A 26090-nucleotide genomic window follows, 5' to 3' on the forward strand; every position below is an offset into this window, starting at 1 on the left:
ATGGCGGATATAACTGATATCAAAACAATTATTTATACAGAAAAAACTCTAGGCCTTCAAGAACAAGGCGTTGTTGTTATCCAAACTTCACCAAGAGTTACAAAAAACAGCTTAAAAGCGGTTTTACAAGAGTATTTTGGAGTAACGCCTGTTCGCGTAAATTCACTTAGAATTAGCGGTAAGGTTAAGCGTTTTAGAGGAAGAGCAGGCCAACGTGACGAGATAAAGAAATTCTACGTTAAGTTACCTGAAGGCGTAAGCCTAGAAAATACGGAGGCGTAAGATGGCTATAAAATCATATAAACCATATACACCTAGTCGTAGATATATGACTGGACTAAGCTCTGAAGATATAACAGCCAAACCAAGCGTTAGAAGCTTGCTTGTTAAAATACCTGCATCTGGCGGTAGAAATAACAATGGTCGTATAACTTCAAGACATAAAGAGGCAGGTGCAAAAAAACTTTATCGTATTATCGACTTTAAACGTCGCAAATTTGGTATAGAAGGTAAAGTTGAAGCGATCGAGTACGATCCAAACAGAAATTGCCGTATCGCTCTTATAGCTTATAAAGATGGTGAAAAGCGCTATATCATTAGACCAAATGGCCTAAATGTTGGCGATGTTATCGCATCTATCGATGAGGGCTCACTAGACATTAAACCAGGCAACGCTATGAAACTAAGATTTATCCCGGTTGGTACTATCGTTCATAACGTTGAGCTAAAACCTGGAAAAGGCGCTCAGATAGCTCGTTCAGCTGGTGGTTATGCTCAGCTAATGGGTAAAGAAGAGAAGTACGTTATCTTAAGAATGCCAAGTGGTGAGATGAGACAAGTACTAGCCGAGTGTATGGCAAGTATCGGTGTAGTTGGTAACGAAGACTGGGCTAACATCACTATCGGTAAAGCTGGACGTAATCGCCACCGCGGTATCCGCCCACAAACACGTGGTTCTGCTATGAACCCAGTTGATCACCCACACGGTGGTGGTGAAGGTAAGAAAAATTCAGGCCGTCACCCAGTTACTCCATGGGGTAAACCAACCAAAGGTGCTAAGACTCGCCGCAAAAAAGCTAGCGATAAGCTTATAATTTCAAGAAGGAAAGGAAAATAGAGATGGCAAGATCACTCAAAAAAGGTCCTTTCGTAGATGATCATGTAATGAAAAAAGTTATTGCCGCAAAAAATGCAAACGATAACAAACCAATCAAAACTTGGTCAAGACGTAGCACGATTGTACCTGAAATGATTGGACTAACATTTAACGTTCACAATGGCAAGAGCTTTATTCCTGTATATGTTACAGAAAATCATATAGGCTATAAACTTGGCGAATTTGCTCCAACACGCACATTTAAGGGTCATAAAGGCTCAGTGCAAAAGAAAATCGGCAAGTAAGGGAAGATAATATGAGTAAAGCAATTATAAAATTCGTAAGACTTTCTCCTACAAAAGCAAGACTTATAGCAAGAGAAGTTCAAGGCATGAATGCCGAGCTAGCACTTGCAAGCTTGCAATTTATGCCAAATCGTGGTGCTAAATTTATAGCAAACGCTATTAGCTCAGCAGTAGCAAATGGCGGATTTGAGCCAGAAGAGGTTGTAGTAACTAGTTGCCGCGTTGATGCTGGTCCTGTATTAAAGAGATTTAGACCAAGAGCAAGAGGAACAGCGAGCAAAATTCGCAAACCTACTTCTCATGTAATGGTAGAAGTATCTAAACCTGAAAAGAAGGAAGCATAATATGGGACAAAAAGTAAATCCAATAGGTCTTAGACTAGGAATTAACCGCAACTGGGAATCTAGATGGTTTCCAACCAAACAAAGTCTTCCTGAAAACATCGGTGAAGATTACAAAATTCGTGCATTTTTAAAGAAAAAACTTTACTATGCAGGAATTAGCCAAATTCTTATCGAAAGAACGGCTAAAAAACTTCGTGTAACCGTAGTTGCAGCTCGTCCTGGTATCATCATCGGCAAAAAAGGCCAAGACGTTGAAAACCTAAAGAATGAAGTTAGCAAACTTATCGGTAAAGAAGTAAATGTAAATATCAAAGAAGAAAGAAAAGCTCAAGCTTCAGCTCAACTTGCTGCTGAAAACGTAGCTATGCAACTTGAAAAGCGTGTCGCATTTAGACGTGCTATGAAAAAAGTTATCCAAGGTGCTCAAAAATCAGGCGCTAAAGGTATCAAAATTTCAGTTGCTGGTCGTTTAGGTGGTGCTGAGATGGCAAGAACCGAGTGGTATCTAGAAGGTCGCGTTCCGCTTCATACTCTTAGAGCAAAGATAGATTACGGTGTAGCTGAGGCTCATACGACTTATGGAAACATAGGTATTAAAGTATGGATTTTTAAAGGTGAGGTTCTTCAAAAAGGTGTTCAACCTGAGAAAACTGAAGAAGAAGCGCCTAAGAAAACACGTAGAGCAAGAAGAGGTAAATAATTATGTTGATGCCTAAAAGAACGAAATTTCGTAAGCAAATGAAAGGTCGCAACCGTGGTTATGCGACTCGTGGAGCATCTTTAGCAACTGGCGAATTCGCACTTAAAGCTGTTGAAGCTGGTAGAATAAATTCTCGCCAAATAGAAGCTGCTCGTCAAGCTCTAACTCGTCACGTAAAAAGACAGGCTAAAATTTGGATTAGGGTTTTCCCTGATAAGCCACTTACTAAAAAACCTCTACAAACTCGTATGGGTAAAGGTAAGGCTGGAGTTGAAGAGTGGGTTATGAATATCAAACCTGGTCGTATAATATTTGAAATGGCTGGTGTTAGCGAAGAGTTGGCTCGTGAAGCTCTAACTTTGGCTTTACACAAACTTCCTTTCAAATCAAAATTTGTAACGCGAGAGAGTGAAAATGAAATATACTGAGTTAAAAGATAAGAGCGTTGCAGAATTAAACGCGTTGCTAAAAGAGAAAAAGGTGCTTTTATTTACTTTAAGACAAAAGCTAAAAACTATGCAGTTAAGCAACCCTAATGAGATTAGTGCTGTTCGCAAAGAGATAGCTCAGATCAACACTGCAATTAGTGCAACAAGACAAGGGGCGTAAAATGGCATTAAAAAGAGAAATTCAAGGTGTTGTTTTACAAAAAGCTGGAGATAAGACAGCTACTATTTTGGTAGAAAGACGCGTTATGCACCCAAGATACCATAAATTTGTAAAACGCTTTAAAAAGTATTTAGTTCACGATGAGAAAAATGAGACAAGAGCAGGCGATACAGTTGTTGCGATCGAGTGCAGACCACTTTCAGCTCGCAAGAATTTTCGCTTAAAAGCTGTATTAGCAAAGGGAGTTGAGTAATGATTCAAAGTTTTACAAGACTTGCAGTTGCTGATAATAGTGGTGCAAAAGAGTTAATGTGTATAAAAGTTCTTGGTGGCAGCAAAAGACGATACGCTACACTTGGCGATATTATAGTTTGCTCTGTTAAAAAAGCTCTTCCAAATGGTAAGATCAAAAAAGGGCAGGTTGTAAAAGCTGTTGTTGTAAGAACTAAAAAAGAGGTTCAAAGAGATAATGGTTCGCTAATCCGCTTTGACGAGAATGCAGCTGTTATACTTGATAGCAAAAAAGAGCCAGTCGGCACTCGTATTTTTGGACCAGTTGGACGTGAAGTTAGATATGCTAACTTTATGAAGATTGTTTCGCTAGCTCCGGAGGTTTTATAATGGCTAATGTAAAATTTAAAGTCAAAAAGGGCGATACTGTTAAGATCATCGCTGGTGACGATAAAGGCAAAACTGGTAAAATTTTAGCAGTTCTTGCAAAAAAAGGTCAGGTTATAGTTGAGGGATGCAAAATAGCTAAAAAAGCTATCAAACCAAGCGAAAAAACTCCAAATGGTGGTCACGTAAATAAAGAGATGCCAATTGACATATCAAATGTCGCGAAAGTTGAAGGATAAGAGATATGAGTAGATTAAAAGATAAATTTAACGAAACTATCAAGCCAGCTCTCGTAAAAGAATTTGACATCAAAAATCCAATGCTTATCCCTGCGCTCGAGAAAATCGTGATCAGTGTAGGCGCTGGAGACTCTGCTAAGGATCAGAAAGTGCTTCAAAATATGGCTGATACCATTTCACTTATCGCTGGACAAAAAGCAGTTATCACTGATGCTAAAAAATCAGTTGCTGGCTTTAAAGTTCGCGAGGGTTTTCCTGTTGGTATCAAAGTAACTTTGAGAAAAGAGCAAATGTATGCTTTCTTGGATAAGCTAATCAGCGTTGCTCTTCCAAGAGTTAAAGACTTCCGTGGTCTTCCAAAAAATGGTTTTGACGGACGTGGAAACTATAACTTCGGTCTTAGCGAGCAGCTAATGTTTCCAGAGGTTGAGTATGATAAAATTTTACGAACTCATGGTATGAATATTACGATTGCTACTACGGCTAAAAATGATAAAGAGGCATTCAAATTGCTAGAGCTATTTGGTGTGCCGTTTGCAAAAGGAAAGTAAAATGGCAAAGAAATCAATGATAGCAAAAGCTGCACGCAAGCCAAAATTTGCGGTTCGTGGCTATACTAGATGCCAAATTTGCGGTCGTCCGCACTCTGTTTATAAAGATTTTGGAATTTGCCGTGTTTGCCTAAGAAAAATGGCTAACGAAGGCCTAATACCTGGTCTTAAAAAAGCAAGTTGGTAAGGAAGAGAAATGTTAAACGATTTAATATCAGATGGATTAACACGCATTAGAAATGCAAGTATGAGAAAGCTTGAAACTGCGAAATTGCTTCATTCTAAGGTTGTTGAGGCTACTCTTTCTATCCTTGCAGCAAAAGGCTATGTAGAGAGCTACAACGTTATCGAAGAAGGTAACAAGAAATTTATAAACGTAGTTTTAAAGTATGATGAGTACGGCAGAAGCGTTATAAACGAGCTTAAAAGGGTTTCAAAACCTGGTCGTCGTGTTTATCAAGGCAAAGACGACATTAAGCGTTTTAAAAATGGTTACGGAACAGTTATCGTTAGCACAAGTAAAGGCGTTATGAGCGGTATTGAAGCAAGTAAGGCTGGCGTTGGCGGCGAAGTTCTTTGTACGGTTTGGTAATAAACTGCATTAAACGCTATTTAACCTTATGATTTTAAGGTTAAATTTTTAGCTTGGTAAAATTTTAGATTTTGCCAAAGCTAAATTTAGAAATTCAAATGAAGGTTTCGTCAAATTTGACGATAAAATTTACGGCATTGTGGTGTTTATTCGTAAATGTAGGAACACCCTAGACAAGTAAAGGAAAAAAATGTCACGTATTGGAAAACAGCCTATCGCTATCCCAAGTGGTGTAGACGTTAGCGTTGAAAATAATGTCCTAAAATTTAAAAAGGGCAATCATATAAAAGAGCTTGACACAAAAGGTCATGTTGATGTCAAGGTAGAAAATGGCCATATAGTTTTTGCTCCAAAAGGTGAAGATCGCCAAAGTAGAGCTTACTGGGGAACATATAGAGCACTTGCTAATAATATCGTAACTGGTATCACTGCGGGATTTACTCGCCAGCTTGAGATCAACGGCGTTGGTTATAAAGCAGCTGCAAAAGGTAAAATTTTAGAGCTTTCTCTTGGTTTTTCACACCTTATCAACTATGAGCTACCAGCAGGCGTTGAAGCTAGCGTTGAGAAAAACGTTATTACTATCAAAGGCGATGACAAACAAGTAGTAGGACAAGTGGCTGCTCAAGTTAGAGGATTTAGACCACCTGAGCCATATAAAGGCAAAGGCGTTAAATATCTAGAAGAACGCATAATCCGCAAAGCGGGCAAGACATCTAAGAAGTAAGGAGCGGTAAATGACAGCAAAAGTACTAAAAAGAAAAATCGCTCTTAGAATTAAGAGAAAAAGAAGAATCAGAGGTAAAATTTCTGGTATTGCAACTTGCCCAAGAGTTTCTATTTTTAAATCAAACAGAACTCTTTATGTTCAAGCAATTGATGACGTTACAGCTACTACACTAGCTGCGGTTGATGGTAGAAAGATAGGCATAAAAGCAAATAAAGAAGGTGCGGTCACTTTAGCTAAAGAATTTGCTAAGGCTTTAAAAGCTAAGAAGATAGATGTTGCAGTTTTTGATAGAAATGGTTATTTGTATCACGGCGTTATCGCAGCATTTGCTGAAGCTTTAAGAGAAAATGGCATCAAGCTATAACCCAAAGGAAAATCGATGGAAAAATATAATAGAGAAGAATTTGAAGAAGTAATCGTCGATATCGGTCGGGTTACAAAGGTTGTTAAAGGTGGTCGTAGATTTAGATTTACAGCTTTAGTTGTTGTTGGTAATAGAAATGGTCTAGTTGGCTTTGGTTATGGTAAAGCTAAAGAGGTACCAGATGCGATGAGAAAAGCGATTGACGACGCATTTAAAAATATTATCCACGTTAAGATCAAAGGCACAACTATTCCTCATGACGTAGAGGTAAAATATAACGCAAGTAGAATGCTACTTCGCCCAGCTAGCGAGGGTACTGGTGTTATCGCTGGTGGTAGTGCACGTCCTATTATCGAGCTTGCAGGTATTAAGGATATCCTTACTAAATCACTTGGCTCAAACAACTCAGCAAACGTCGTTCGTGCTACTATAAAAGCACTTAGTTTGCTAAAAAGCTAAGAGAAAGGAGTTAAGATGGCATTAGAAAAATTAACACCTGCCGCAGGTTCAACTCATGCAACCAAAAGAATAGGTCGTGGTCAAGGTAGCGGCAATGGCAAAACTGCTGGCAAAGGTAACAAAGGTCAAAGAGCAAGAAAAGGCTACAATGAGAAAAGAGGTTTTGAGGGCGGACAACAACCACTTCAAAGACGTCTTCCAAAAGTAGGCTTTACTTCTAAATTTGAAAAACCTTATGTTATTAATGTCGAGAAAATTGCAGCTATAAAAGAGCTTGCTGAAATTTCAATAGCAACAATAGCTAGCGTTCATAAAATTTCAAAGAGCGTTACTAAGATAAAACTAATCGGTGCAAGTGCAAAAGCTCTTGCTTCTAAGATCAAAGACGAGAACGTTAGCGTTAGCGGAACAAAATAATGGATAAAACACTGACCAACAAGATTTTAATCACGTTGGCATTTTTGTTCGCATACAGGATACTGGCTTATGTGCCAGTTCCTGGTGTTAATGTCGACGTAATTAAAGAATTCTTCAATTCAAATAATAGTAATGCCTTGGGCTTATTTAATATGTTTAGCGGTAAAGCTGCTGAGCGTTTAAGCATTATCTCTCTAGGTATCATGCCTTACATTACAGCTTCGATCATTATGGAGCTTTTAGCAGCAACATTTCCAAAATTAGGTCAGATGAAAAAAGAGCGTGACGGTATGCAAAAGTACATGCAAATCATACGTTATGCAACCATCGTTATCACTCTTGTACAATCAATCGGTGTTTCTATCGGACTTCAAAGCTTAAGCGGACGTGGTGGCGAACAAGCTATCATGATAGATATAAATTTATTTATCGCGATCTCTGCCGTATCTATGCTAACTGGAACTATGCTACTTATGTGGATAGGCGAGCAAATAACGCAACGTGGTATAGGCAATGGTATAAGCCTTATCATCTTTGCTGGTATCGTCTCTGGCATACCTAGTGCAATCGGCGGAACTATAAATTTAGTAAATACTTCTGAGATGAATTTTCTAACAGTTATCGCTATTTTGGCGATTATCTTAGCTACCATTGGGGCTATTATATTTGTTGAGATGGGTGAAAGGCGTATCCCTATTTCTTACTCAAGAAAAGTTATAATGGAAAATCAAAACAAACGTATAATGAACTATATACCGATCAAAGTAAATTTGAGCGGTGTTATTCCACCGATATTTGCTAGTGCGATTTTGATGTTTCCAAGTACGATTTTACAGGCTAGTACAAATCCGATTATCCAAGCTATCAACGACTTTTTAAGTCCAAATGGCTATATGTTTAACTTTTTAACATTTTTATTTATCATCTTCTTTGCGTTTTTCTACGCATCAATCGTGTTTAACACAAAAGATATAAGCGAAAATTTAAAGAAACAAGGCGGATTTATCCCAGGTGTTAGACCAGGCGAGAGTACAGCTAGCTATCTAAATGAAGTAGCTGGCAGGCTAACTTTGGGCGGTGCTTTATATCTAGGCATCATCTCAACCTTACCATGGGTACTTGTAAAAACTATGGGTGTACCATTTTATTTTGGTGGCACGTCAGTACTTATCGTGGTATCTGTCGCTCTGGATACTATGAGGCGTATAGAAGCTCAGTCTTATACAAACAAATACCAAACTCTAAGTGCAGTAGGTCTATAAAATGGCTATCACGCTAAAAAGACCAGCTGAGATAGAGAAAATGAGAGCGGCGAACAAGATCGTCGCTCGAACTCTTGATCACATTTCTACGATTATAAAGCCTGGAATTTCCCTTCTTGAGATAGATAAAATTTGTGAAGATATGATAAGGGCTGCTGGGGCAAAACCTGCTTTTAAAGGTCTTTATGGCTTTCCAAATGCAGCTTGCATAAGCGTCAATGAAGTGGTGATCCACGGAATCCCAAATGAATACAAACTAAAAGAGGGTGATATCGTTAGCGTTGATATCGGCTCAAATTTAGATGGTTATTTTGGTGATTCGGCTAGGACATTTGGAGTTGGTAAAATTTCAAAAGAAGACGAGGCTTTGATCGCTTGCTCAAAAGATGCACTATATTTTGCGATTGACTATATAAGAGCTGGTATGCATTTTAAAGAAATTTGCTATGAGCTTGAGAAATTTATTCTTGGTAGAGGTTATGTGCCTTTACGTGGATATTGCGGTCACGGTATAGGAAAAAGGCCACACGAAGAGCCAGAAATTCCAAACTATCTTGAGGGGCATAACCCAAAAGCTGGACCAAAGATAAAAGAGGGAATGGTATTTTGTATAGAGCCAATGATCTGCCAAAAAGACGGCACGCCAGTTTTAGGAAGCGATAACTGGAAAGTAACCTCAAAAGATGGTTTAAGAACCAGCCATTATGAGCATTGTATGGCGATAGTTAATGGCAAAGCCGAAATTTTAAGCCAAGCGTAAAATTTATGGCAAAAATTTAAAGAAAGGAGAGTTTGTGGCAAAAGACGATGTCATTGAGATTGATGGAAATGTTGTTGAAGCACTGCCAAATGCAACTTTTAAAGTTGAGCTTGACAACAAACATATAATTTTATGTCATATCGCTGGAAAAATGAGAATGCATTATATAAAGATAATGCCTGGCGACCGTGTAAAAGTAGAACTTACGCCATATAGCCTAGACAAGGGCAGGATCACTTATAGATATAAGTAAATTTGACTTTGTGGCAAATATGCTAAGTAAATTTAAAGCTGGTTTTGGGTAAAATCCAAGCTTTGCGAAAAGCTGTATGAAGAATTATTTTCAAAGTTCCCCACTTATTTTGAAAATAGTTGGTCTAAATTCTTTCTTTAGACCTGATGCAGCCCCTAAAAAAGTGGAATAAATTTTTAGGAGACTAAAATGAAAGTTCGTCCTTCTGTAAAGAAGATGTGTGACAAATGTAAAATTGTCAAACGTAGTGGCATAATTCGTGTTATCTGCGAAAATCCAAAACATAAACAAAGACAAGGATAAGGCATGGCACGTATTGCAGGTGTAGATTTACCAAACAAAAAGAGAATCGAGTATGGTTTGACTTATATTTATGGTATAGGTCTTTATAAATCTCGTCAAATTCTTGACGCAGCTGGAATTTCTTACGACAAGAGAGTTTATGAGCTTAGCGAAGACGAAGCAGCAGCTATCCGTAAAGAAATTCAAGAGCACCACGTCGTTGAGGGTGATTTGAGAAAACAAGTTGCTATGGATATCAAAGCTCTTATGGATCTTGGAAGTTATAGAGGTCTTCGCCACAGAAAAGGTCTTCCTGTTCGTGGCCAAAAGACTAAAACTAATGCTAGAACCAGAAAAGGCAGACGTAAAACTGTCGGTGCGGCTACTAAGTAAGGCAAGGGTTAAAGGATAATAAATGGCGAAAAGAAAAATTGTTAAGAAAAAAGTAGTTAGAAAAAGCATAGCCAAAGGTATCGTTTATATTAGTGCAACATTTAACAACACTATGGTAACTGTAACTGATGAAATGGGAAATGCTATTGCATGGAGTAGTGCGGGTGGCTTAGGCTTTAAAGGTAGTAAAAAATCAACTCCTTATGCAGCCCAACAGGCAGTTGAAGATGCTCTAAATAAAGCAAAAGAGCATGGCATAAAAGAAGTTGGTATTAAGGTTCAAGGTCCAGGTAGCGGACGTGAAACGGCTGTTAAAAGTGTAGGAACTGTTGAAGGAATTAAAGTATCTTTCTTTAAAGACATTACACCTTTGCCACACAATGGTTGTAGACCGCCAAAACGCCGCCGCGTATAATTAGAGAAAAATAGGAGAAATTATTATGGCTAGATATACAGGACCTGTTGAAAAATTAGAAAGACGTCTTGGTGTGTCTCTTGCGTTAAAAGGCGAAAGAAGACTTGCTGGTAAAAGTGCTTTTGAAAAAAGACCTTATGCGCCAGGACAACATGGACAAAGAAGAGCAAAAATAAGCGAATATGGCTTACAACTTCGCGAGAAGCAAAAAGCTAAATTTATGTATGGTGTTTCTGAGAAACAATTTAGAAGATTATTTCAAGAAGCAGCACGCCGCGAAGGTAATACTGGTGCCCTTTTGGTTCAACTACTAGAGCAAAGATTAGATAATGTTGTTTATAGAATGGGCTTTGCAACAACTCGTCGTTTTGCTCGCCAGCTAGTAACTCATGGACATATTTTAGTAAATGGCAAAAGAGTAGATATACCATCCTATAGAGTTGAGCCAGGTGCAAAAGTAGAGATTGTTGAAAAATCTAAGAATAATCCACAAATTGTTCGTGCAATAGATCTTACAGCACAAACCGGTATTGTTGCTTGGGTAGATGTTGAAAAAGAGAAAAAATTTGGAATTTTCACTAGAAATCCAGAAAGAGAAGAGGTTATCATTCCTGTTGAGGAAAGATTTATAGTAGAGCTTTATTCAAAATAATAGAGGGTATAAAGATGAGAAAGATTACTACATCAGCTTATATGCCAACTGAAATTGAAGTTAAAAGTGTTAGCGAAAATGTTGCTAACATTACAGCGTATCCTTTTGAGGCGGGTTATGCTGTTACTTTGGCTCACCCATTGCGTCGTCTTCTTTACACAAGTACGGTAGGTTTTGCTCCTATCGGTGTAAAGATAAAAGGCGTTAGTCACGAATTTGATAGTATGCGAGGTATGCTAGAGGACGTAGCTTTTTTTATTATAAATTTGAAAAAGATCAGATTTAAATTAAAAAGCACCAGTGAGCGCGAAGTTATAGAGTATAGCTTTAAAGGACCAAAAGAGATAACCGGTGCTGATTTAAATAATGATCTAGTTGAGATCGTTAACCCAGATGCATACCTTGCTACAATAAATGAAGATGCTGAGTTAAATTTTTCAGTTATCATTCAAAAAGGTATCGGATATGTTCCTAGTGAAGAGATCAGAGAAGAGATCGAAGACGACTATATCGCACTTGATGCTTTTTTTACACCTGTTAAAAAAGCAGTTTACGATATACAAAATGTCTTGGTTGAGGATGATCCAGACTATGAAAAGATCGTATTTACTATAACAACTGATGGTCAAGTTAGTCCGATAGAGGCTTTTAAAAATTGTTTAGAAGCTATGTATCAACAAATGTCAGTATTTAAAGGAATTTTAGATATTGATGTCAGTGCTCCAGTTGCTAGCTCAAGTGCAGGTGGTGAGTTTTCAAAGCTACTTTCTAGTGTAGAAGATCTAAATTTAAGCGCTAGAAGTTTTAACTGCCTTGACAAAGCTGATATTAGATTTATTGGCGAGCTTGCATTAATGGACGAAAATGAGCTTAAAGAGCTTAAAAATTTAGGTAAAAAATCTCTTGAAGAGATTAAAGCGGTTATGGAAGAGATAGGCTATCCAGTTGGTGCTGACGTGTTAAAAGATGGCAAAGAGCAACTAAGAAAGAAAATAACCGAGCTTAAAGCACAAATGAGTGTAAAAGAATAAAAGGACAATAGATGAGACATAAACACGGATATCGCAAACTTGGTAGAACGTCATCTCATAGATCTGCATTGCTTAAAAATTTGGCGATAGCTATCATCAAAAGCGAAAAGATAGAGACGACTTTACCAAAAGCAAAAGAGCTTAGAAGCTATGTTGAAAAGCTAATCACAAGAGCTAGAAAAGGTGACTCTAACGCTCATAGAGCAGTATTTGCTTCTTTACAAGATAAAGAAACAACAAATAAATTAGTTACTGAAGTAGCTCCAAAATTTAAAGAGCGCAATGGTGGCTATACAAGAATCATCAAGACTCGTGTTCGCAGAGGCGACGCGGCAGAGATGGCTTATATAGAGCTAGTAGCTGAATAATTATTTAGAGAGCTTCGGCTCTCTTTTTTATTTTTTATATAAAACCCCCACTTTTAAAATAAAATCCTTCTTCTAAAAGGTTTCGAAAGCTATAAATTTCTTTAATTATCTACCAAAATTATTAACCAAAAACCATAAATTTCATAGTTAAAAGTTGTAAGTCTTTTAATCTAAAATTATACATTTTAAATTTTTACCTTTAAACTCTATGCTAAAATTTTATTTTATAAAGACGATATTTGTTTCAGGCATCTAATAAATTTCAAAGGATTTGAGATGATAGGTAGTGTAAATGGAGTTGGCACAAATTTTTATGTTGGCTCGCAAAGTAGTATAGCACAAGAGTTTGATACTAAAAATACTAAATCCAATATAGACAAAAATTCTTTAAATAATTTATCTAGTAGTTTGGTTGATGAACAAAAAAGTCATACCGATACTAGAGGTGAGCCAATAAATTTAAATGAAACAAATACGACAAAATTTCAAAAAAATAGTGAGAATCTAACATTTGCTAGCAATTTCTCGCTATCAGGCATAGCTGCTAATGGCAAGATAAGCATCTGGGGCAAGCTCATGGGATATGACAAACAAGTCAGCCAAGATGAGATAAATGATCTCAAAAATTTTATCAACCAGACCAAAGCACTTGGCTTTGGCAGAGCTCACGAAGAGATCATAGGATATTATCCAACAGATGTCGATCTCTTTGCAAAAGAGTACACGTCAAAACTTGATGGCAATACACTTCTCGGGCTTGGTCACAAGAGCCATGTGGAAGGGTTTGAGATACTTGATAAAGACCTAAGCATAGATGAGTTTAAAGATAAGTGGATTGATTATGCACTTAGGCAGTATCTTGGTGAAAGAGTCGGTGTGGAAAGCATTACGATAGGCAAAAAGGCTATCTCCATGCTAACAAGCACTAATAAGCCACCAATCGAGTACCAGACGCTACAAAATATAAATTTCACTGACGAAGAGAGCAGACAGAGATTTCTTACTCTTATGAAAGCTGGCATGAAGAGCGGGGCGGATTTTAAAGAGGTGGTAGAGGGCGTGCTCTCGCTTTATAATGTGCAAAATACGGACAAACTTGATGGCAACAAGGTCTATGCCTCAGTGATCGGACGAAGTGAGAAAATGGCTACTTACGACATCAACAAAGATGAGAAATTTGCCTATCTTAAGGAGCTAATGCAGCTTGAGAAAAATGGAGTTGATATACTAAAGCTAATGGAAAAAGTGGAGCAAAAACAGAAATTAGATATAAAAGTGTAGGCTAAATTTAGTTTTTTTGCACCGCTTATCTTTATGATTTTAGTCATAAGCGGCTCTTTTTACTTGGTTTAAATTTTTAAATGATAGAATCTTGATTTCTATTATTAAAATTACGGAGAATTCTTGAGAAAGCTACTTTGGCTAAATCCGGTTGTAAAAAATATGTATGACTTCTCTGCGTTAAAAGAGCTCTTGCAAAACAAGAGCTTTAACATAGTAGAGTGCGAAAAAGATCATGTTAGTGATATCAAAAATTCATATAAAAATTTATGCTCTAAAGGCATGGTTTTAGATAGTCGCTGCCCAAGAGCTGTAAATTTTTTAAGATCAAATTTCAAAGAATTTTCAAACAATATTTCAAGCTTAAATCCCATTTTAATAGAAAGCGCCATTGAGCTTAGCTTAAAGCTAAAAGAATATGAGTGGCTTTATATAACAACGCCTTGTGAGGACTTGGCTGAGCTTGGAAATTCTTTAAAATTAGAGCAAACTACATTTTTAACATGGAAAAAATTTAAAGAGCTAAACGATATAAATTTACAAACAAGCAAAATAGAATCAAGTCCGATCCCGCCTGGATTTTTTGAAAATTTAGGTATAAAAACACTAAGTTTGTGTAGTAAAGAAAAGATACAAAACGCATTTTCATATAAATTTAGCGAGCTTAAAAACTATCAGATCATTGAACTTTTATACTGTGAAAATGGCTGTCACAATGGAGATGGGCTGTGATAGAAATTTTTAAAAAGAGCGTTTTGATCCTAGTGATCTTTGCCCTCTGGCAGGTTGTTTGCGAGCTAGAAATTTTCACGCCCTATATCTTGCCAAGTCCTATTACGACACTTAAAGCGATGTTTGATATGAGCTTAAGTGGTGAGCTAATAACGCATGTGACGATTAGCTTTAAGCGTATATTTGTTGGCTATGCTTTTGCTTTTGTTTTGGCATTTATTTTTGGCGGAGTGGCGGCGCTATTTCCAAAAGCTAGCATTTATTATGAGTGGATTTTAGAATTTTTTAGAAATGTTCCGCCACTTAGCCTTATTGCTATTTTGGTACTTTGGTTTGGTATAAACGAAACTCCAAAAATTATTATTATCATCCTAGCATCGTTTTTCCCAATGTTTTTAAGTATTTCAAAAGGGCTAACTAGCTGCGATGTGAAGCTTATTGAGGTTGGTAAAATTTTTTGTTTTAGTAAATTTGAAATTTTTTACAAAATCATCCTAAAAAATGCCATAAAGGATATCTTTGTCGGTATGCGCATAGGTTTTGGCTACGCAATGCGAGCGATTGTGGGAGCGGAGATGGTCGCAGCTTCTAGTGGACTAGGCTATCTTATACTTGACGCAGAGGAGCTTTCGCGCGCAGATAGGATATTTGTTGGCATTTTTACGATTGGAATTTGCGGTGTGCTCATAGATAGGATATTTTTATTTTTGATATCTAAATTTAGCCTTTTACGAAGTGAAAAATGATAAAAATTTTAAATTTATCAAAGCATTTTTTTATCCATGACAAGCGTATCGACGTTTTAAAAGAGCTAAATTTAAGCATAAAAAAAGATAAGATCACCGTTATACTTGGCAGAAGTGGTTGCGGTAAAACGACTCTTTTAAGGCTTATTGCTGGACTTGAGGGCGTAAGTCTAGGTGAGATAAAATTTAAAGAGCAAGCAAAGATCGGTTTTGTATTTCAAGAGCCTAGGCTCATGCCTTTTTTAAATGTCTATGAAAATATCGTATTTTCGCTTAAAAAGCATGAGATAGACGAGGTAAAGATAGATAGACTCATATCAATGATAGGGCTTAGCGACTTTAAATTCGCCGCTGTTTCGCAGCTATCTGGCGGCATGAGTTCGCGTGTTTCTCTTGCAAGAGTGCTAGCATACGAGGCAAATTTGATCCTTATGGATGAGCCATTTGCGGCACTTGATGCTTTTACGAGAGCCAGCATGCAGGCTGAAATTTTAAAGCTTCAAGCTGGTAAAACCATCATTTTTGTCACTCATAATGTCGATGAAGCTCTATATTTAGCAGACGAGATAATTTTGCTTGAAAAAGGCGGGATAAAATCAAGCTATGATCTATCAAATCTAGCTAAGCCAAGAGATTTGCTTTGCGATGAGCTAATAAACTTAAAGCGTAAAATTTTGAGCGAAATTTAGTATTTTATAAAATGATAATTAAAACCAAAACGAAGTAAAAAGTTATATAATTTGGAAAATTTTAAAGGAGTAAATATGAGAAAGTTTTTTAAGATTTTGTGTGCAGCCTCTTTGCTTTGTCTAGTCGCAAACGCAAGCGAGCTAGATAAGATCGGCATGACCTATGTCAAATCGCCGCTAAACGTCCCCTCAATCGTCGATAAATTTAAAGGCTTTTATGCTAAATCTTTTGGTATACCAGTCGAGTACTCTGAGATAACATCAGGCGCAAAGCAGACTCAAGCTCTAGCTTCAAATTCGCTCCAGTTTCTAAACTGCGTGGGCGGAACTTCAGTCATACTTGCTGCAGCAAATAAAGCTGACATAAAGATCATAAGTGCATATTCAAGAGCACCTGAAGCTTTTGCGATATTTGCTAAAGATAAAGGTATAAAAACCGCTAAAGACTTAAAAGGTAAAAAAATAGCAGGCCCAAAAGGTACGATATTAAATGAGCTTTTGGTTAGGTATCTTGCTCTTGGTGGACTTGGTATAAATGACGTAGAGTTCGTTTCTATGGGCATCCCAGCTGCACAAGCTGCACTTGAAAATGGTAGCGTCGATGCAGCGCTTCTTGCTGGACCAGCTGCTTATAATGCTAAAAAATCAGGACTTAGCGTCGTAACAACAGGCAAGGGCGTCATCACTCCAGTCATCGTCACTGCCACAAGCGGAGAATTTTACAAAAAACATAAAGATCTAGTTGAAAAATTTAAAAAGGCTCAAGATGAAATTTTGGCTTTTATGAAAGCAAATGAGGAAGAGGCATTAAAATTTACAGCTGAAGAGACCGGGCTTAGCATAGAGGCGGTAAAGAGTATGTATCCGCAGTATGACTTTAGTCCAAAGATCACGCCTGAAGATATAAAAGCACTTGAAGCTACGCAAGAATTTATGCTTGAGAGCAAGATGATTGAGCAAAAAGTAGATATAAAATCACTTCTAATAGATTAAACAAAAAGGGCGAAATTTGCCCTTTTATCCTAAAACTTATAATCAAAAATTTACTAAATTTTAGCTCAAGCATTTAAAAATCAAAGCTGACTAGGTGTGTCAAAAAGGTTTACATTACAAAGCAAAATTAGCACTAAGCAAAAATATAGCCATTATTTTTTGCATTTTTATTTTGCTATAATAGCCCAAAAATTTAATAGGAAAAAGATATGATCCCATTTAGCGATGAAGAACTTTTAAAACCAGTCAGTGCGAGTTTGCAAAAGGTATTACCAATGCTTGAAAATGATGGCGGTGGTATGGAGCTACTTGGCATAAAAAACGGCAAAATTTACGTAAGACTTACAGGGCATTGTCATGGATGTGCAGCTAGCACAACTACACTAAAATATGGACTCGAAAGACAACTTCGTATGGATATTCACCCAGAGCTTGAGGTCGTAAATATCCCGATCGGCGAGGAATTTGACATTGATAGATTATAAAAAAATAGGCATTAAACACTTTAAACGCTCAAAATTTAAAGAAGCGATCTTTTACTTCTCTCTAGCTTACGAAAAGACACAGGATAAAAATTTACTATTTTTGATACAAATTTGCTCCCTTGGCGAGAAAAATGCAGAGGAAGCAAAACTTTTATTTGACTATTTTATGGATAAACTAAGAGCTGGCGAAGATGATGAAGGAATGGATGAAATTTTAAAAATTTTAGAATCAAGATTGGCTAGTGACGAGTATTTTGAAGAGCAAGACGCGATCAGCTATGAGGACTTTAAAAAGGCTGTTTATAAGGATGGGAGCTTCAAAAAGGTCTTTGAAAACATCATGTTCTCAACCAAGGTAATGATCTCAAACAAAGATGATTTTTTAGAATTTTTGGGAAATTTGATAAAAAATGACTTCATCGAAATGAGTATAAACTATCTTGAGAGTGCGGCGGTGATGTTTGGCGGTGATGAGCGAATAGATCAGCTTTTTAAAGAGATACAAAAAAGACAAAACGATGAAAATATCAGTAGAAAATAGCTTCATAACAGATGACTCAAACGAGTGCGAAGAGGGCTCGTTTTTTGTGCAAACTGCTGCAAACGCAAAATTTGTAGAGGCAGCGATAAAAAATGGCGCTAAGATAATCAGCCTTGAAGAGTGCAAGAAGCTTTTAAAAATAGACGAAAACTTAAAGATAGTTGGCATCACAGGTACAAATGGCAAGACCACAACGGCTGCTGCTATCTATGAGACTTTGCGAAATTTAGGCAAAAAATGCGGCCTAAGTGGCACAAGAGGGGCATTTATAGAGGGCAAGCAGATAGATGACAAGGCGCTTACGACAAGTGCTATTTTAAGGACTCTTTCATACCTCAAAGCAGCCAGCGAGCAGGGCTGTGAGTACTTCGTGATGGAGGTTAGCTCACACGCGATAGCTCAAAAGCGTATAGAGAGCTTGAAATTTGCTCTAAAAATTTTTACAAATTTGACTCAAGACCACCTCGACTACCACAAGAGCATGGAGGAGTACGCTAGGGTAAAGTCGAGCTTTTTTGATGATGATTGCATGAAGCTTATAAATGCTGATGATAATGGCATTAAATTTAACCCAAAAAACGCTTATACGTATTCGCTTAAAAAGCCAGCCAGCTTTGTGCCGATAGTTTATGGGCTAAAAGACGGCATAGACGCAGTTATCAAGACACCAAATGGCGATGTGGAGATAGACTCAAGCTTGCAAGGCGAGTTTAATCTCTACAACCTAATCGCCGCACTTGGCGCTGTTTGCTTGCTAGAGCGTCCAGACGCGACCGCGCTTTCAAAGGCGATAAGCAAATTTAAAGGGGTTAGTGGCAGAATGGAAGTGGTTAGCACCGATCCGTTAGTCATCGTGGATTTTGCCCATACTCCTGATGGCATCGAGAAAGTGCTAAACTCGCTTAGACATCTAAATTTGATAGCAGTCTTTGGGGCAGGTGGCGATAGAGATAGGACAAAGCGCCCTAAAATGGGAGCGATAGCCCAAAAATACGCAAGAATTTGCATCGTCACAAGTGACAATCCAAGAAGCGAAGAGCCAGAGAGCATAATAGATGAAATTTACGCTGGTATGAGCCAAAATGAAAATTTGATACGAAACGTCAACCGCAAAGAGGCGATCGCGCTAGCCATTAGCAAGCTTGAGCCCGGCTGGGCGCTTGTCATACTTGGCAAAGGCGACGAACCATATCAAGAGATAAATGGCGTCAAGCACCCATTTAGCGACAAAGAAGTAGTAAAAGAGCTTTTAAAGAGGTAAAAATGAATATAGAAATTTTAGCTAGCAAGATCCACAGAGCCGTCGTAACAGACGCAAATTTAAACTATGTTGGCTCGATCAGCATCGGCGAGGAGCTTATAAAAGCTGCAAATTTGATAGAAAATCAAAAGGTTGAAATTTTAGACGTAAATAATGGCGAGAGATTTGCCACCTACGTGATAAAGGGCAAAAAAGGCGAAATTTGCCTAAACGGCGCAGCTGCTAGAAAAGTCTGCGTAGGAGACGTGGTCATTATCGTGGCTTACGCTAGCATGAAATTTAAAAAAGCTAAGAAATTTAAGCCAACCATCGTGCACGTAAATAACAAAAACGAGATCATAAAGGAGTAGGCGATGTTTGAGGGATTTGACTTTTCAAAGATGGGGCAGATGCTCGAGGATGTGCAAAAGCAAGCCAAGCAGATGGAAGAAGAGAGCAAAAACAAAGAATTTGGCGCAAAAAGCGGTGGCGGACTAGTAAGCGTGAGAGCAAACGGCAGTGGCGAGATACTTGATATCAGCATAGATGATAGCTTGCTTGAAGACAAAGAGAGCATGCAAATTTTGCTAATAAGCGCCGTAAATGACGTGCTAAAATCAGTTGAGGCTGACAAGAAAAACACTGCTTCAAGGATGCTTGGCGGCCTTGCTTCGATGGGGATAAAATGAGACTAAATTATAAATTTACCCTTGCATTTTTGCTATCAGCGCTTTGCCTAAACGCCGATCCTAGGCCTACGCAAGAGGACTTTAACGCCTGCTTTGAAAAGAACAAAAACTCGATCGTCTCAGTAAATAAACATTTTGGTGTGGCTATCACTAAAAATTTGATTGCAGTGCCAAAAAGCGAGGGAGCCCCACTTGGAGAATATGTCAAATTTGACCCATATTTGCAGCTCTTTTTAGTTCGCTCTAGCAAGGAACTAAACCCCGTTGTGATGGCTGATGAGACCAACGAGGAGCGCATCAAAAAGAGCACTTGGGTTGGCATTTTAAATGATGCAAACAACACCGTCATGGGTCACATCAAGTCTTTAGGGCAAAATTTAGGCGACTTTGACACGCTAAGCTTCGAGTATAACGCGACTGGCGAGATAAACACACCTTGTTGCAAGATGATAGGCATAGCTGTTGGAGCTGATAAATTTATACCAAATCGCTATTTGAAGCACTTTGTATCTTATGATGACGTCTATTACGGTGATATCGGCGTGAAATTCTTGCAAAAAGAGGATAAATTTTTTGTTGGCCTTGTTGATCCTTTGGGTCGCGGCAAGATGATGATGGTTGATGATGAGCTTGTTACGATAAATGGCATAAAACCAAAGAGTCTAAGAGAGCTAAATGAGATGGTGCTTTTTGCTCCAAAAGGCGCAAAACTAGACATCATCGTGAAGCGCGATAAGCAAGAAATGCTCTTTCAAGTGCCAGTAAGCGGGGATGTGAAATTTAACCAAAGCCTCGATATAGACGCCCCTTCAAGCCTTGATATACCAAATTTCAACATCATGCCAAAAGAAGCACAAACAATGCTTGATGATAAGATTTTGGTGGATTATGGTATCACGGTGGATAAAAATTTAGTCGTTACCAAGGTCGAGCCAAAGTCGAATGCAGAAATTTTTGGCATCAAGACCGGCGATAAAATTTTAGGTTTTGATAAACAAAGCGTGAGTAGTCGTGAAGAGCTTTTAGAGAAGCTTGGTGAGTTAAAAAATTTTACGCTTCTATTTACTAGAAATGACTTTCAGTTTTTTGCAAGAGTGCCAAAATGAGCCTACTTGAGGACTTTGTAAAATTTTTAAATGCAAATTTGCCAAAGGCGCCTAGCTTTCACCCTTACTACGAGGAGGCACTTGGCGTTATGCTAAAGGCTGGAGGCAAGCACTTTAGGGCGCTTTTGCTTCTTGGCGTGGTAGAAAGTGTGGATAAAAGCCTCACGCAAAAGGCCATGAGAGTGGCTTTAGGGTTTGAGATGATGCACACTTATTCGCTCATTCATGATGACTTGCCATCTATGGACAACGCAAGCCTTAGGCGTGGCACACCAACGCTTCACGTCACGTACGACGAGACTACTGCGATACTTGCAGGAGATGCACTAAATACGCATGCTTTTTATGAAATTTCACATACCGATTTACCAGCCGACACGCGTATAAAATGTGTGGAAATTTTAAGTGAGAATGCTGGCATTAGTGGCATGGTGCTAGGTCAGGCGCTGGATTGTTTTTTTGAAAATACGAACAAAGAGGACATCAAAAGAGCAAAGGCTAAATTTGGCCTCTCTGGCAAGATGCTAAGCCTTGATGAGCTAGTCTTTTTACATATCCACAAAACTGCGAAGCTCATCGCCGCTAGCCTAAAAATGGGCGCTGTGATAGTAAATTTAAGCGAAACAGAGTGTGAGAAAATTTATGATATCGGACTAAAGCTCGGCCTTGCTTTTCAGATACAAGACGACATCATCGATCTTACAAGCGACGAGGCGGCCGCTGGAAAGCCTGTGCATAACGACCTAGCGAAAAACTCATTTACAAATTTACTTGGTCTATCTGGCGCAAAAAAGAAAAAAGATGAGCTAATTTGCGAGATAGAAGAGGCACTAAATCAGATAGACTCTGGCATAGCAAAGATGATCTTGGAGCTTACGGATAAGCACCTTAGATAAAAGCTAGAAATTTCTAGCTTTTTACTGCTAAAAATTTAAAAAATTTATATCACTATTTAGATATTTTGGACAAAAATGCAAGGCAAGTTTTAATCACTTTTTTGTATAATCTGACGCAATAAAAGGAGATCATATGCTAAAAAAACAAGCCGATACTATAAGATTTTTGTGCGCTGATATGGTGCAAAACGCTAACAGCGGACACCCAGGTGCACCTATGGGCCTAGCCGATATCATGGTGGTTTTAAGCAACTTTTTAAAACACAATCCAAAAAATCCAAAATGGTTAAACAGAGATAGGCTCGTTTTTAGCGGTGGTCACGCATCAAGTTTGGTTTATAGCTTCTTGCACTTAAGCGGCTACGATTTAAGCCTTGATGAGCTTAAAAATTTCCGCCAACTTGGCTCAAATACCCCAGGACACCCAGAAATTCACACTCCAGGCGTTGAGGTGGCCACTGGCCCACTTGGCCAAGGCGTAGCAAACGCAGTTGGTCTAGCCATGGCAGAAAAATACGCTGCAAACGTGCTAAACGAGCCAGATAATAAAATAATCGATCATAAAATTTACTGCCTTTGCGGCGACGGCGACCTAGAAGAGGGTATAAGCTACGAGGCATGTTCAGTAGCTGGAAATTTAAGACTAGATAATCTTGTGCTCATTTACGACTCAAATAACATTACGATCGAGGGTGACACGGCGATAGCTTTTAGTGAGGATGTCAAAGCGAGGTTTGAGGCGCAGGGCTGGGAGGTCGCACGCATCGATGGACATGACTACGATCAGATCGAATTTGCACTAGAGCAGGCAAACGAGAAAGAGTCGCCATATCTCATCATCGCAAACACACGCATAGCACGTGGTGCAATGGAGCTTGAAGGAAGTCACCACAGCCACGGCGCACCACTTGGCGAAGAGATCATTAAAAAGGCAAAGGCTGCAGCTGGCTTTGACCCTGAGAAGAAATTTGCTATCGACGAGGATGTGCTTTTAAGATTTAGAGGTGCAGTTGAAAAGGGCGATTTAGAAGAGGCGATGTGGAACAAAAAGGTTGAGGCGCTAAGCATTGAAGGCAAAAATTTACTAAACTCACTTCTTAATCCAGACTTTAGCAAGATCGAATTCCCTGACTTTAGCGACAAGAAGCTAGCCACAAGAGATACAAACCATGTAATTTTAAATGAGATAGCTAAAAAACTACCCGGCTTTATCGGTGGTAGTGCTGACCTTGCTCCTTCAAATAAGACTGAGCTAAAGGGTATGGGCGACTTCCCAAATGGCAAAAATATCCACTACGGCATCAGAGAGCACGCCATGGCGGCCATCAACAACGGTATCGCTAGATACGGCCTTTTCTTGCCATTTTCAGCGACATTTTTCATCTTCAGCGACTATCTAAAGCCAAGTGCGAGGATAGCAGCGCTAATGGCCATAAAACACTTTTTTGTCTTCACGCACGATAGTATCGGCGTTGGCGAAGATGGTCCGACACATCAGCCTATCGAACAGCTTAGCACATTTAGAGCGATGCCAAATTTCTACACTTTCCGCCCAGCTGATGGCAACGAAAACGCAGCTAGCTGGCAAGTGGCTCTAAATTTAAATGCTCCAAGCGCATTTGTGCTTAGCCGTCAAGGGCTTGAGCCACTTGCTAAAGGCGAATTTGGCGAGGTTAGCAATGGCGCATATCTATTAAGCTCGGCAAAAGACGCAAAGATAACATTTATAGCAAGCGGTAGCGAGGTCTCACTCTGTGTAAAAGCAGCTGAAATTCTTAGCCAACAAGGCATTGGCGCAAACATCGTGTCAGCTCCTTGTTTTGACCTACTTTGCGAGCAGCCAGATGAATACGTGGCTAAAATTTTAGACAAAAATACAACCATCATCGCAGTTGAAGCTGCAACCGGCTATGAGTGGTATAAATTTGCTGACGCAGTTTATGGCATGAATAGCTTTGGCGCTAGTGGCAAGGCGAACGAGCTATTTGATCACTTTGGATTTACTCCGCAAAAACTTGCAAATTTTGCTAGCGAACTTATATAAATTTAATCTTGGGGAGTAAAATCCCCAGCTGCAATCTAAAATCAAAAAAGGCATTTTATGGAAATTTCTCACGTTATCGTTTTGGCCTTGGTGCAAGGTATAAGCGAATTTTTGCCGATATCTAGCTCGGCTCATCTTATCTTGGTGCCAAAGCTACTTGGCTGGCCAGATCAAGGTCTTGCTTTTGACGTGGCAGTGCACGTTGGCACGTTAAGCGCGATACTTTTTTATTTTAAAGATACGATTTTTAAGCTACTTCGTGACTTTTTTGCCTCGATCGCACAAAGAAAGATGGTGGGCGATAGCTTGCTTGTCTGGTGCGTGGGATTTGCCACCATTCCAGTGGGAATTTTTGGACTTTTGTTTAACAACATTATCGAAGAGTACGCAAGAAGCGGCGTTGTGATCGCTATTACTACGATCGTCTTTGGCATAGCGCTTTACTTTGCAGATCTTCGCTCGACAAATAAAAGCGAATATGAAATGACCATAAAATTTGCACTTATTATCGGCCTTGCCCAAGCTGTCGCACTTATCCCTGGTGTCTCAAGATCAGGTGTGACGATGACAGCAGCACTTTTTTTAGGATTTAGTCACAAGGGAAGTGCAAATTTCTCATTTTTGATGTCGATCCCAGTCATTATCCTAGCCGGCGGACTTGAGAGCATCAAGCTTATAAAAGATCCAAATGCGCTTCCTTGGAGCGATATCGCCCTTGGAGTCATAATAAGTGCTGTTAGTGCTTATCTCTGCGTTAAGCTGTTTATGGGGATCATCTCAAGGATTAGAATGCTGCCTTTTGTCATCTACCGCTTGATTTTAGGAGCATTTTTACTTTATCTATTTTTATGATTTTAAGCTTTAAAAAGTAAAAGCTAAGTGTGAAAAAAATTTCACACTTAGCAAGAATATGTAGCGTGAGTATCTTTCAGGAAAAATTTCAAGATAAGCTTGATAATTTAATCCTCTTTTTTATCTTTTTTAATAACATTTAACAGATCTTTTGCAGCTTGATAAGCCCTATCTCCAAATTTCTTGGCTTCTGATTTGATGTCAATTTGTTTGATGTCTTCAAATTTTTCATTGGCTTTTTTCTCAAGATTAGCGATCTCTTGTTTGATCTCTTCAATTTTGTCGTTTGTATCAAAATTTAGTTTTAGCTTTTTACTCTTGTCATTTAGCTCTTGCTTTAGGGCTTCAAATTTATTATTTGCCTCACTCATAAGCTTTGCCATGCTGTTTGACTTTAGCTCTTCTATCCTTGAAATGATCTGCTCTCTTGCTTGATCGCTAATGCGTTTAAATTTTGCTAGGTTTGTATCTAGCTCGCTATTTATAACGGTTTCGATCTCGTTTCTTGCTACACCTTCAAATTCTTTTTCAAGTTCCCTAAGCAAGGCTATAAATTCTTCATCAATATTTTTTAAATTTAGTAGTTGTGAGTTTAGCCTAAGCTCATCTGGAGCAAATTTCGCCTCATCTTTTAGCTTTTCTATGGCTCTTAAAATGCCATCTCTTGTACCACTTATCGCTCCACTTATCAACTCTTTTGCAAAGATATGACCCTCGTCTGCTAAATTTGCTGCTGCTATGATGATATTTTTTGAAATTTCAAGTATCCGCTCTTTGCTAAACTCTCCTCCAATTATCGCAATATAGGTCATATTTTTAGCTATCGTACCAGCTGTTTCCTCGACATCTTTTGCACCTTCAAGAGTTGTCAAAAATGCAATCTGAGCGCTCTCTTTTAAGATACCAAGAAGCCTTGTTTCTCTAATGATCGCATTATTTAAAAGTTCTAAAATTTCCTCTTTTTCACTAAAATTTCTATCTTTTACGACTTCTTCAGCTGCTTCAAATGAAATTTTGAGCCTATTTTTTATCTCTTCACGTTTTGCTTCTATTGCACGATTTAGCTCATCTTTTTTATCAAGTAGCTCGTAAAGCGCCTTTTCTTCAGTGCCGACAATGGCCTGATTTATTCCCTCCATAGCACTTTTTAGATTTTTTGCGTTTATGAGATCTTCTTTGTTCATTTTGTCATAAAGCTCGTTCATTTTAGCCTTTAAAATTTCTGGCAAAGCATTTATATCTTTGTTTGCAGCATCTTGAAAGAAGTTATTGCAAAGAGCTTTTATGCTTATTAATAAGCCATCGCTGCTTTTATAATCATGTAAATTTTGTTCTAAATTGTTCATATCTTTTACC

At 38.4% G+C, this 26090-nt stretch carries 41 protein-coding genes; 40 read left to right on the forward strand and 1 reads right to left on the reverse strand.

What is annotated here, in order from left to right:
• From B9N62_RS07435 to B9N62_RS07630, 40 genes are all read left to right on the forward strand, one after another.
• A complete protein-coding gene (locus B9N62_RS07435) occupies positions 1 to 282 on the forward strand; it encodes a 50S ribosomal protein L23 (RefSeq protein WP_002941535.1) in 282 nt (93 codons plus the stop codon).
• Between the two features lies 1 nt (position 283).
• Entirely contained in the window at positions 284 to 1117 is an 834-nt protein-coding gene (gene rplB, locus B9N62_RS07440; protein ID WP_021091121.1) for a 50S ribosomal protein L2, read from the forward strand.
• 2 nt (positions 1118 to 1119) lie between these two features.
• Positions 1120 to 1401, forward strand: a complete 282-nt coding sequence (gene rpsS / locus B9N62_RS07445; RefSeq protein ID WP_002941639.1) for a 30S ribosomal protein S19 — start codon at positions 1120 to 1122, stop codon at positions 1399 to 1401.
• An 11-nt stretch (positions 1402 to 1412) separates the two neighbouring features.
• Positions 1413 to 1745: a 50S ribosomal protein L22 gene (gene rplV / locus B9N62_RS07450; protein ID WP_009295259.1), complete on the forward strand. Its 333-nt coding sequence runs from the start codon at positions 1413 to 1415 to the stop codon at positions 1743 to 1745.
• Between the two features lies 1 nt (position 1746).
• Positions 1747 to 2445 (forward strand): 30S ribosomal protein S3, encoded by a 699-nt coding sequence (gene rpsC, locus B9N62_RS07455; protein ID WP_002941650.1) that lies wholly within the window; start codon positions 1747 to 1749, stop codon positions 2443 to 2445.
• Between the two features lie 2 nt (positions 2446 to 2447).
• Positions 2448 to 2873: a 50S ribosomal protein L16 gene (gene rplP / locus B9N62_RS07460; RefSeq protein WP_021091116.1), complete on the forward strand. Its 426-nt coding sequence runs from the start codon at positions 2448 to 2450 to the stop codon at positions 2871 to 2873.
• Complete coding sequence (gene rpmC, locus B9N62_RS07465; RefSeq protein ID WP_002941625.1) at positions 2860 to 3054, forward strand: 50S ribosomal protein L29; 195 nt, start codon at positions 2860 to 2862, stop codon at positions 3052 to 3054. Before rplP ends, rpmC begins: the two co-directional genes overlap by 14 nt.
• 1 nt (position 3055) lies before the next feature.
• A complete protein-coding gene (gene rpsQ, locus B9N62_RS07470; RefSeq protein ID WP_021091107.1) occupies positions 3056 to 3307 on the forward strand; it encodes a 30S ribosomal protein S17 in 252 nt (83 codons plus the stop codon).
• The gene (gene rplN, locus B9N62_RS07475; protein ID WP_021091075.1) at positions 3307 to 3675 is read left to right on the forward strand and encodes a 50S ribosomal protein L14; all 369 of its coding nucleotides are present in this window, start codon (positions 3307 to 3309) and stop codon (positions 3673 to 3675) included. Before rpsQ ends, rplN begins: the two co-directional genes overlap by 1 nt.
• Positions 3675 to 3911 carry a 50S ribosomal protein L24 gene (gene rplX, locus B9N62_RS07480; RefSeq protein ID WP_002941666.1) on the forward strand — a complete coding sequence of 79 codons (237 nt, stop codon included), beginning with the start codon at positions 3675 to 3677 and terminating at the stop codon, positions 3909 to 3911. The genes rplN and rplX overlap by 1 nt, the downstream gene beginning before the upstream one ends.
• A 5-nt stretch (positions 3912 to 3916) precedes the next feature.
• Positions 3917 to 4462 carry a 50S ribosomal protein L5 gene (rplE, locus tag B9N62_RS07485; RefSeq protein ID WP_002941643.1) on the forward strand — a complete coding sequence of 182 codons (546 nt, stop codon included), beginning with the start codon at positions 3917 to 3919 and terminating at the stop codon, positions 4460 to 4462.
• Position 4463: 1 nt separating this feature from the next.
• Positions 4464 to 4649 carry a type Z 30S ribosomal protein S14 gene (locus B9N62_RS07490; RefSeq protein WP_002941532.1) on the forward strand — a complete coding sequence of 62 codons (186 nt, stop codon included), beginning with the start codon at positions 4464 to 4466 and terminating at the stop codon, positions 4647 to 4649.
• A 9-nt stretch (positions 4650 to 4658) separates the two neighbouring features.
• On the forward strand, positions 4659 to 5054 hold the full coding sequence (gene rpsH, locus B9N62_RS07495) for a 30S ribosomal protein S8 (RefSeq protein WP_021091129.1): 396 nt from the start codon (positions 4659 to 4661) through the stop codon (positions 5052 to 5054).
• A 190-nt stretch (positions 5055 to 5244) separates the two neighbouring features.
• The gene (gene rplF / locus B9N62_RS07500; protein WP_054197279.1) at positions 5245 to 5781 is read left to right on the forward strand and encodes a 50S ribosomal protein L6; all 537 of its coding nucleotides are present in this window, start codon (positions 5245 to 5247) and stop codon (positions 5779 to 5781) included.
• Between the two features lie 10 nt (positions 5782 to 5791).
• Complete coding sequence (rplR, locus tag B9N62_RS07505) at positions 5792 to 6148, forward strand: 50S ribosomal protein L18 (protein WP_087584993.1); 357 nt, start codon at positions 5792 to 5794, stop codon at positions 6146 to 6148.
• A gap of 15 nt (positions 6149 to 6163) precedes the next feature.
• A complete protein-coding gene (rpsE, locus tag B9N62_RS07510) occupies positions 6164 to 6607 on the forward strand; it encodes a 30S ribosomal protein S5 (RefSeq protein ID WP_002941646.1) in 444 nt (147 codons plus the stop codon).
• 15 nt (positions 6608 to 6622) lie between these two features.
• Positions 6623 to 7024 (forward strand): 50S ribosomal protein L15, encoded by a 402-nt coding sequence (gene rplO, locus B9N62_RS07515; protein WP_021089212.1) that lies wholly within the window; start codon positions 6623 to 6625, stop codon positions 7022 to 7024.
• On the forward strand, positions 7024 to 8286 hold the full coding sequence (gene secY, locus B9N62_RS07520; RefSeq protein WP_072595225.1) for a preprotein translocase subunit SecY: 1263 nt from the start codon (positions 7024 to 7026) through the stop codon (positions 8284 to 8286). Before rplO ends, secY begins: the two co-directional genes overlap by 1 nt.
• A 1-nt stretch (position 8287) precedes the next feature.
• Positions 8288 to 9046: a type I methionyl aminopeptidase gene (gene map / locus B9N62_RS07525; RefSeq protein WP_072595226.1), complete on the forward strand. Its 759-nt coding sequence runs from the start codon at positions 8288 to 8290 to the stop codon at positions 9044 to 9046.
• A 34-nt stretch (positions 9047 to 9080) separates the two neighbouring features.
• Entirely contained in the window at positions 9081 to 9299 is a 219-nt protein-coding gene (gene infA / locus B9N62_RS07530; RefSeq protein ID WP_002848031.1) for a translation initiation factor IF-1, read from the forward strand.
• 189 nt (positions 9300 to 9488) lie between these two features.
• Entirely contained in the window at positions 9489 to 9602 is a 114-nt protein-coding gene (gene rpmJ / locus B9N62_RS07535) for a 50S ribosomal protein L36 (protein WP_002941545.1), read from the forward strand.
• Positions 9603 to 9605: 3 nt separating this feature from the next.
• Complete coding sequence (gene rpsM, locus B9N62_RS07540; RefSeq protein WP_012140556.1) at positions 9606 to 9974, forward strand: 30S ribosomal protein S13; 369 nt, start codon at positions 9606 to 9608, stop codon at positions 9972 to 9974.
• 22 nt (positions 9975 to 9996) lie between these two features.
• Complete coding sequence (gene rpsK / locus B9N62_RS07545) at positions 9997 to 10389, forward strand: 30S ribosomal protein S11 (protein ID WP_021091081.1); 393 nt, start codon at positions 9997 to 9999, stop codon at positions 10387 to 10389.
• Positions 10390 to 10414: 25 nt separating this feature from the next.
• Complete coding sequence (rpsD, locus tag B9N62_RS07550) at positions 10415 to 11041, forward strand: 30S ribosomal protein S4 (RefSeq protein WP_054197275.1); 627 nt, start codon at positions 10415 to 10417, stop codon at positions 11039 to 11041.
• 14 nt (positions 11042 to 11055) lie between these two features.
• A complete protein-coding gene (locus B9N62_RS07555) occupies positions 11056 to 12072 on the forward strand; it encodes a DNA-directed RNA polymerase subunit alpha (RefSeq protein WP_087584994.1) in 1017 nt (338 codons plus the stop codon).
• An 11-nt stretch (positions 12073 to 12083) separates the two neighbouring features.
• On the forward strand, positions 12084 to 12440 hold the full coding sequence (gene rplQ / locus B9N62_RS07560; RefSeq protein ID WP_002941584.1) for a 50S ribosomal protein L17: 357 nt from the start codon (positions 12084 to 12086) through the stop codon (positions 12438 to 12440).
• A 276-nt stretch (positions 12441 to 12716) separates the two neighbouring features.
• Complete coding sequence (locus tag B9N62_RS07565) at positions 12717 to 13721, forward strand: hypothetical protein (protein WP_087584995.1); 1005 nt, start codon at positions 12717 to 12719, stop codon at positions 13719 to 13721.
• A gap of 123 nt (positions 13722 to 13844) precedes the next feature.
• The gene (locus tag B9N62_RS07570; protein WP_087584996.1) at positions 13845 to 14453 is read left to right on the forward strand and encodes a hypothetical protein; all 609 of its coding nucleotides are present in this window, start codon (positions 13845 to 13847) and stop codon (positions 14451 to 14453) included.
• Entirely contained in the window at positions 14450 to 15199 is a 750-nt protein-coding gene (locus B9N62_RS07575; protein WP_087584997.1) for an ABC transporter permease, read from the forward strand. Before B9N62_RS07570 ends, B9N62_RS07575 begins: the two co-directional genes overlap by 4 nt.
• Complete coding sequence (locus tag B9N62_RS07580; protein WP_087584998.1) at positions 15196 to 15888, forward strand: ABC transporter ATP-binding protein; 693 nt, start codon at positions 15196 to 15198, stop codon at positions 15886 to 15888. Before B9N62_RS07575 ends, B9N62_RS07580 begins: the two co-directional genes overlap by 4 nt.
• Positions 15889 to 15963: 75 nt before the next feature.
• On the forward strand, positions 15964 to 16881 hold the full coding sequence (locus tag B9N62_RS07585) for an NrtA/SsuA/CpmA family ABC transporter substrate-binding protein (RefSeq protein ID WP_087584999.1): 918 nt from the start codon (positions 15964 to 15966) through the stop codon (positions 16879 to 16881).
• Between the two features lie 209 nt (positions 16882 to 17090).
• Positions 17091 to 17366: a NifU family protein gene (locus B9N62_RS07590; protein ID WP_021091089.1), complete on the forward strand. Its 276-nt coding sequence runs from the start codon at positions 17091 to 17093 to the stop codon at positions 17364 to 17366.
• Positions 17353 to 17907, forward strand: a complete 555-nt coding sequence (locus B9N62_RS10640) for a hypothetical protein (RefSeq protein ID WP_021091130.1) — start codon at positions 17353 to 17355, stop codon at positions 17905 to 17907. Before B9N62_RS07590 ends, B9N62_RS10640 begins: the two co-directional genes overlap by 14 nt.
• Positions 17885 to 19168, forward strand: a complete 1284-nt coding sequence (locus B9N62_RS07600; RefSeq protein ID WP_087585000.1) for a UDP-N-acetylmuramoyl-L-alanyl-D-glutamate--2,6-diaminopimelate ligase — start codon at positions 17885 to 17887, stop codon at positions 19166 to 19168. The genes B9N62_RS10640 and B9N62_RS07600 overlap by 23 nt, the downstream gene beginning before the upstream one ends.
• A 2-nt stretch (positions 19169 to 19170) precedes the next feature.
• Complete coding sequence (panD, locus tag B9N62_RS07605; RefSeq protein WP_002941539.1) at positions 19171 to 19518, forward strand: aspartate 1-decarboxylase; 348 nt, start codon at positions 19171 to 19173, stop codon at positions 19516 to 19518.
• Positions 19519 to 19521: 3 nt separating this feature from the next.
• Positions 19522 to 19836 (forward strand): YbaB/EbfC family nucleoid-associated protein, encoded by a 315-nt coding sequence (locus B9N62_RS07610; RefSeq protein WP_002941513.1) that lies wholly within the window; start codon positions 19522 to 19524, stop codon positions 19834 to 19836.
• Complete coding sequence (locus B9N62_RS07615) at positions 19833 to 20942, forward strand: DUF7488 domain-containing protein (RefSeq protein ID WP_087585001.1); 1110 nt, start codon at positions 19833 to 19835, stop codon at positions 20940 to 20942. The genes B9N62_RS07610 and B9N62_RS07615 overlap by 4 nt, the downstream gene beginning before the upstream one ends.
• A complete protein-coding gene (locus tag B9N62_RS07620; protein ID WP_087585002.1) occupies positions 20939 to 21838 on the forward strand; it encodes a polyprenyl synthetase family protein in 900 nt (299 codons plus the stop codon). Before B9N62_RS07615 ends, B9N62_RS07620 begins: the two co-directional genes overlap by 4 nt.
• A 133-nt stretch (positions 21839 to 21971) precedes the next feature.
• Positions 21972 to 23882 carry a transketolase gene (tkt, locus tag B9N62_RS07625; protein ID WP_087585003.1) on the forward strand — a complete coding sequence of 637 codons (1911 nt, stop codon included), beginning with the start codon at positions 21972 to 21974 and terminating at the stop codon, positions 23880 to 23882.
• 57 nt (positions 23883 to 23939) lie between these two features.
• Complete coding sequence (locus tag B9N62_RS07630) at positions 23940 to 24734, forward strand: undecaprenyl-diphosphate phosphatase (RefSeq protein WP_087585004.1); 795 nt, start codon at positions 23940 to 23942, stop codon at positions 24732 to 24734.
• Between the two features lie 107 nt (positions 24735 to 24841).
• On the opposite strand, the gene B9N62_RS07635 is transcribed toward B9N62_RS07630, so the two are convergent.
• Positions 24842 to 26080: a hypothetical protein gene (locus B9N62_RS07635; RefSeq protein WP_087585005.1), complete on the reverse strand. Its 1239-nt coding sequence runs from the start codon at positions 26078 to 26080 to the stop codon at positions 24842 to 24844.
• Between the last annotated feature and the right edge of the window lie 10 nt (positions 26081 to 26090).

The organism is Campylobacter concisus (genome assembly GCF_002165785.1).
Lineage (GTDB): Bacteria > Campylobacterota > Campylobacteria > Campylobacterales > Campylobacteraceae > Campylobacter_A > Campylobacter_A concisus_W.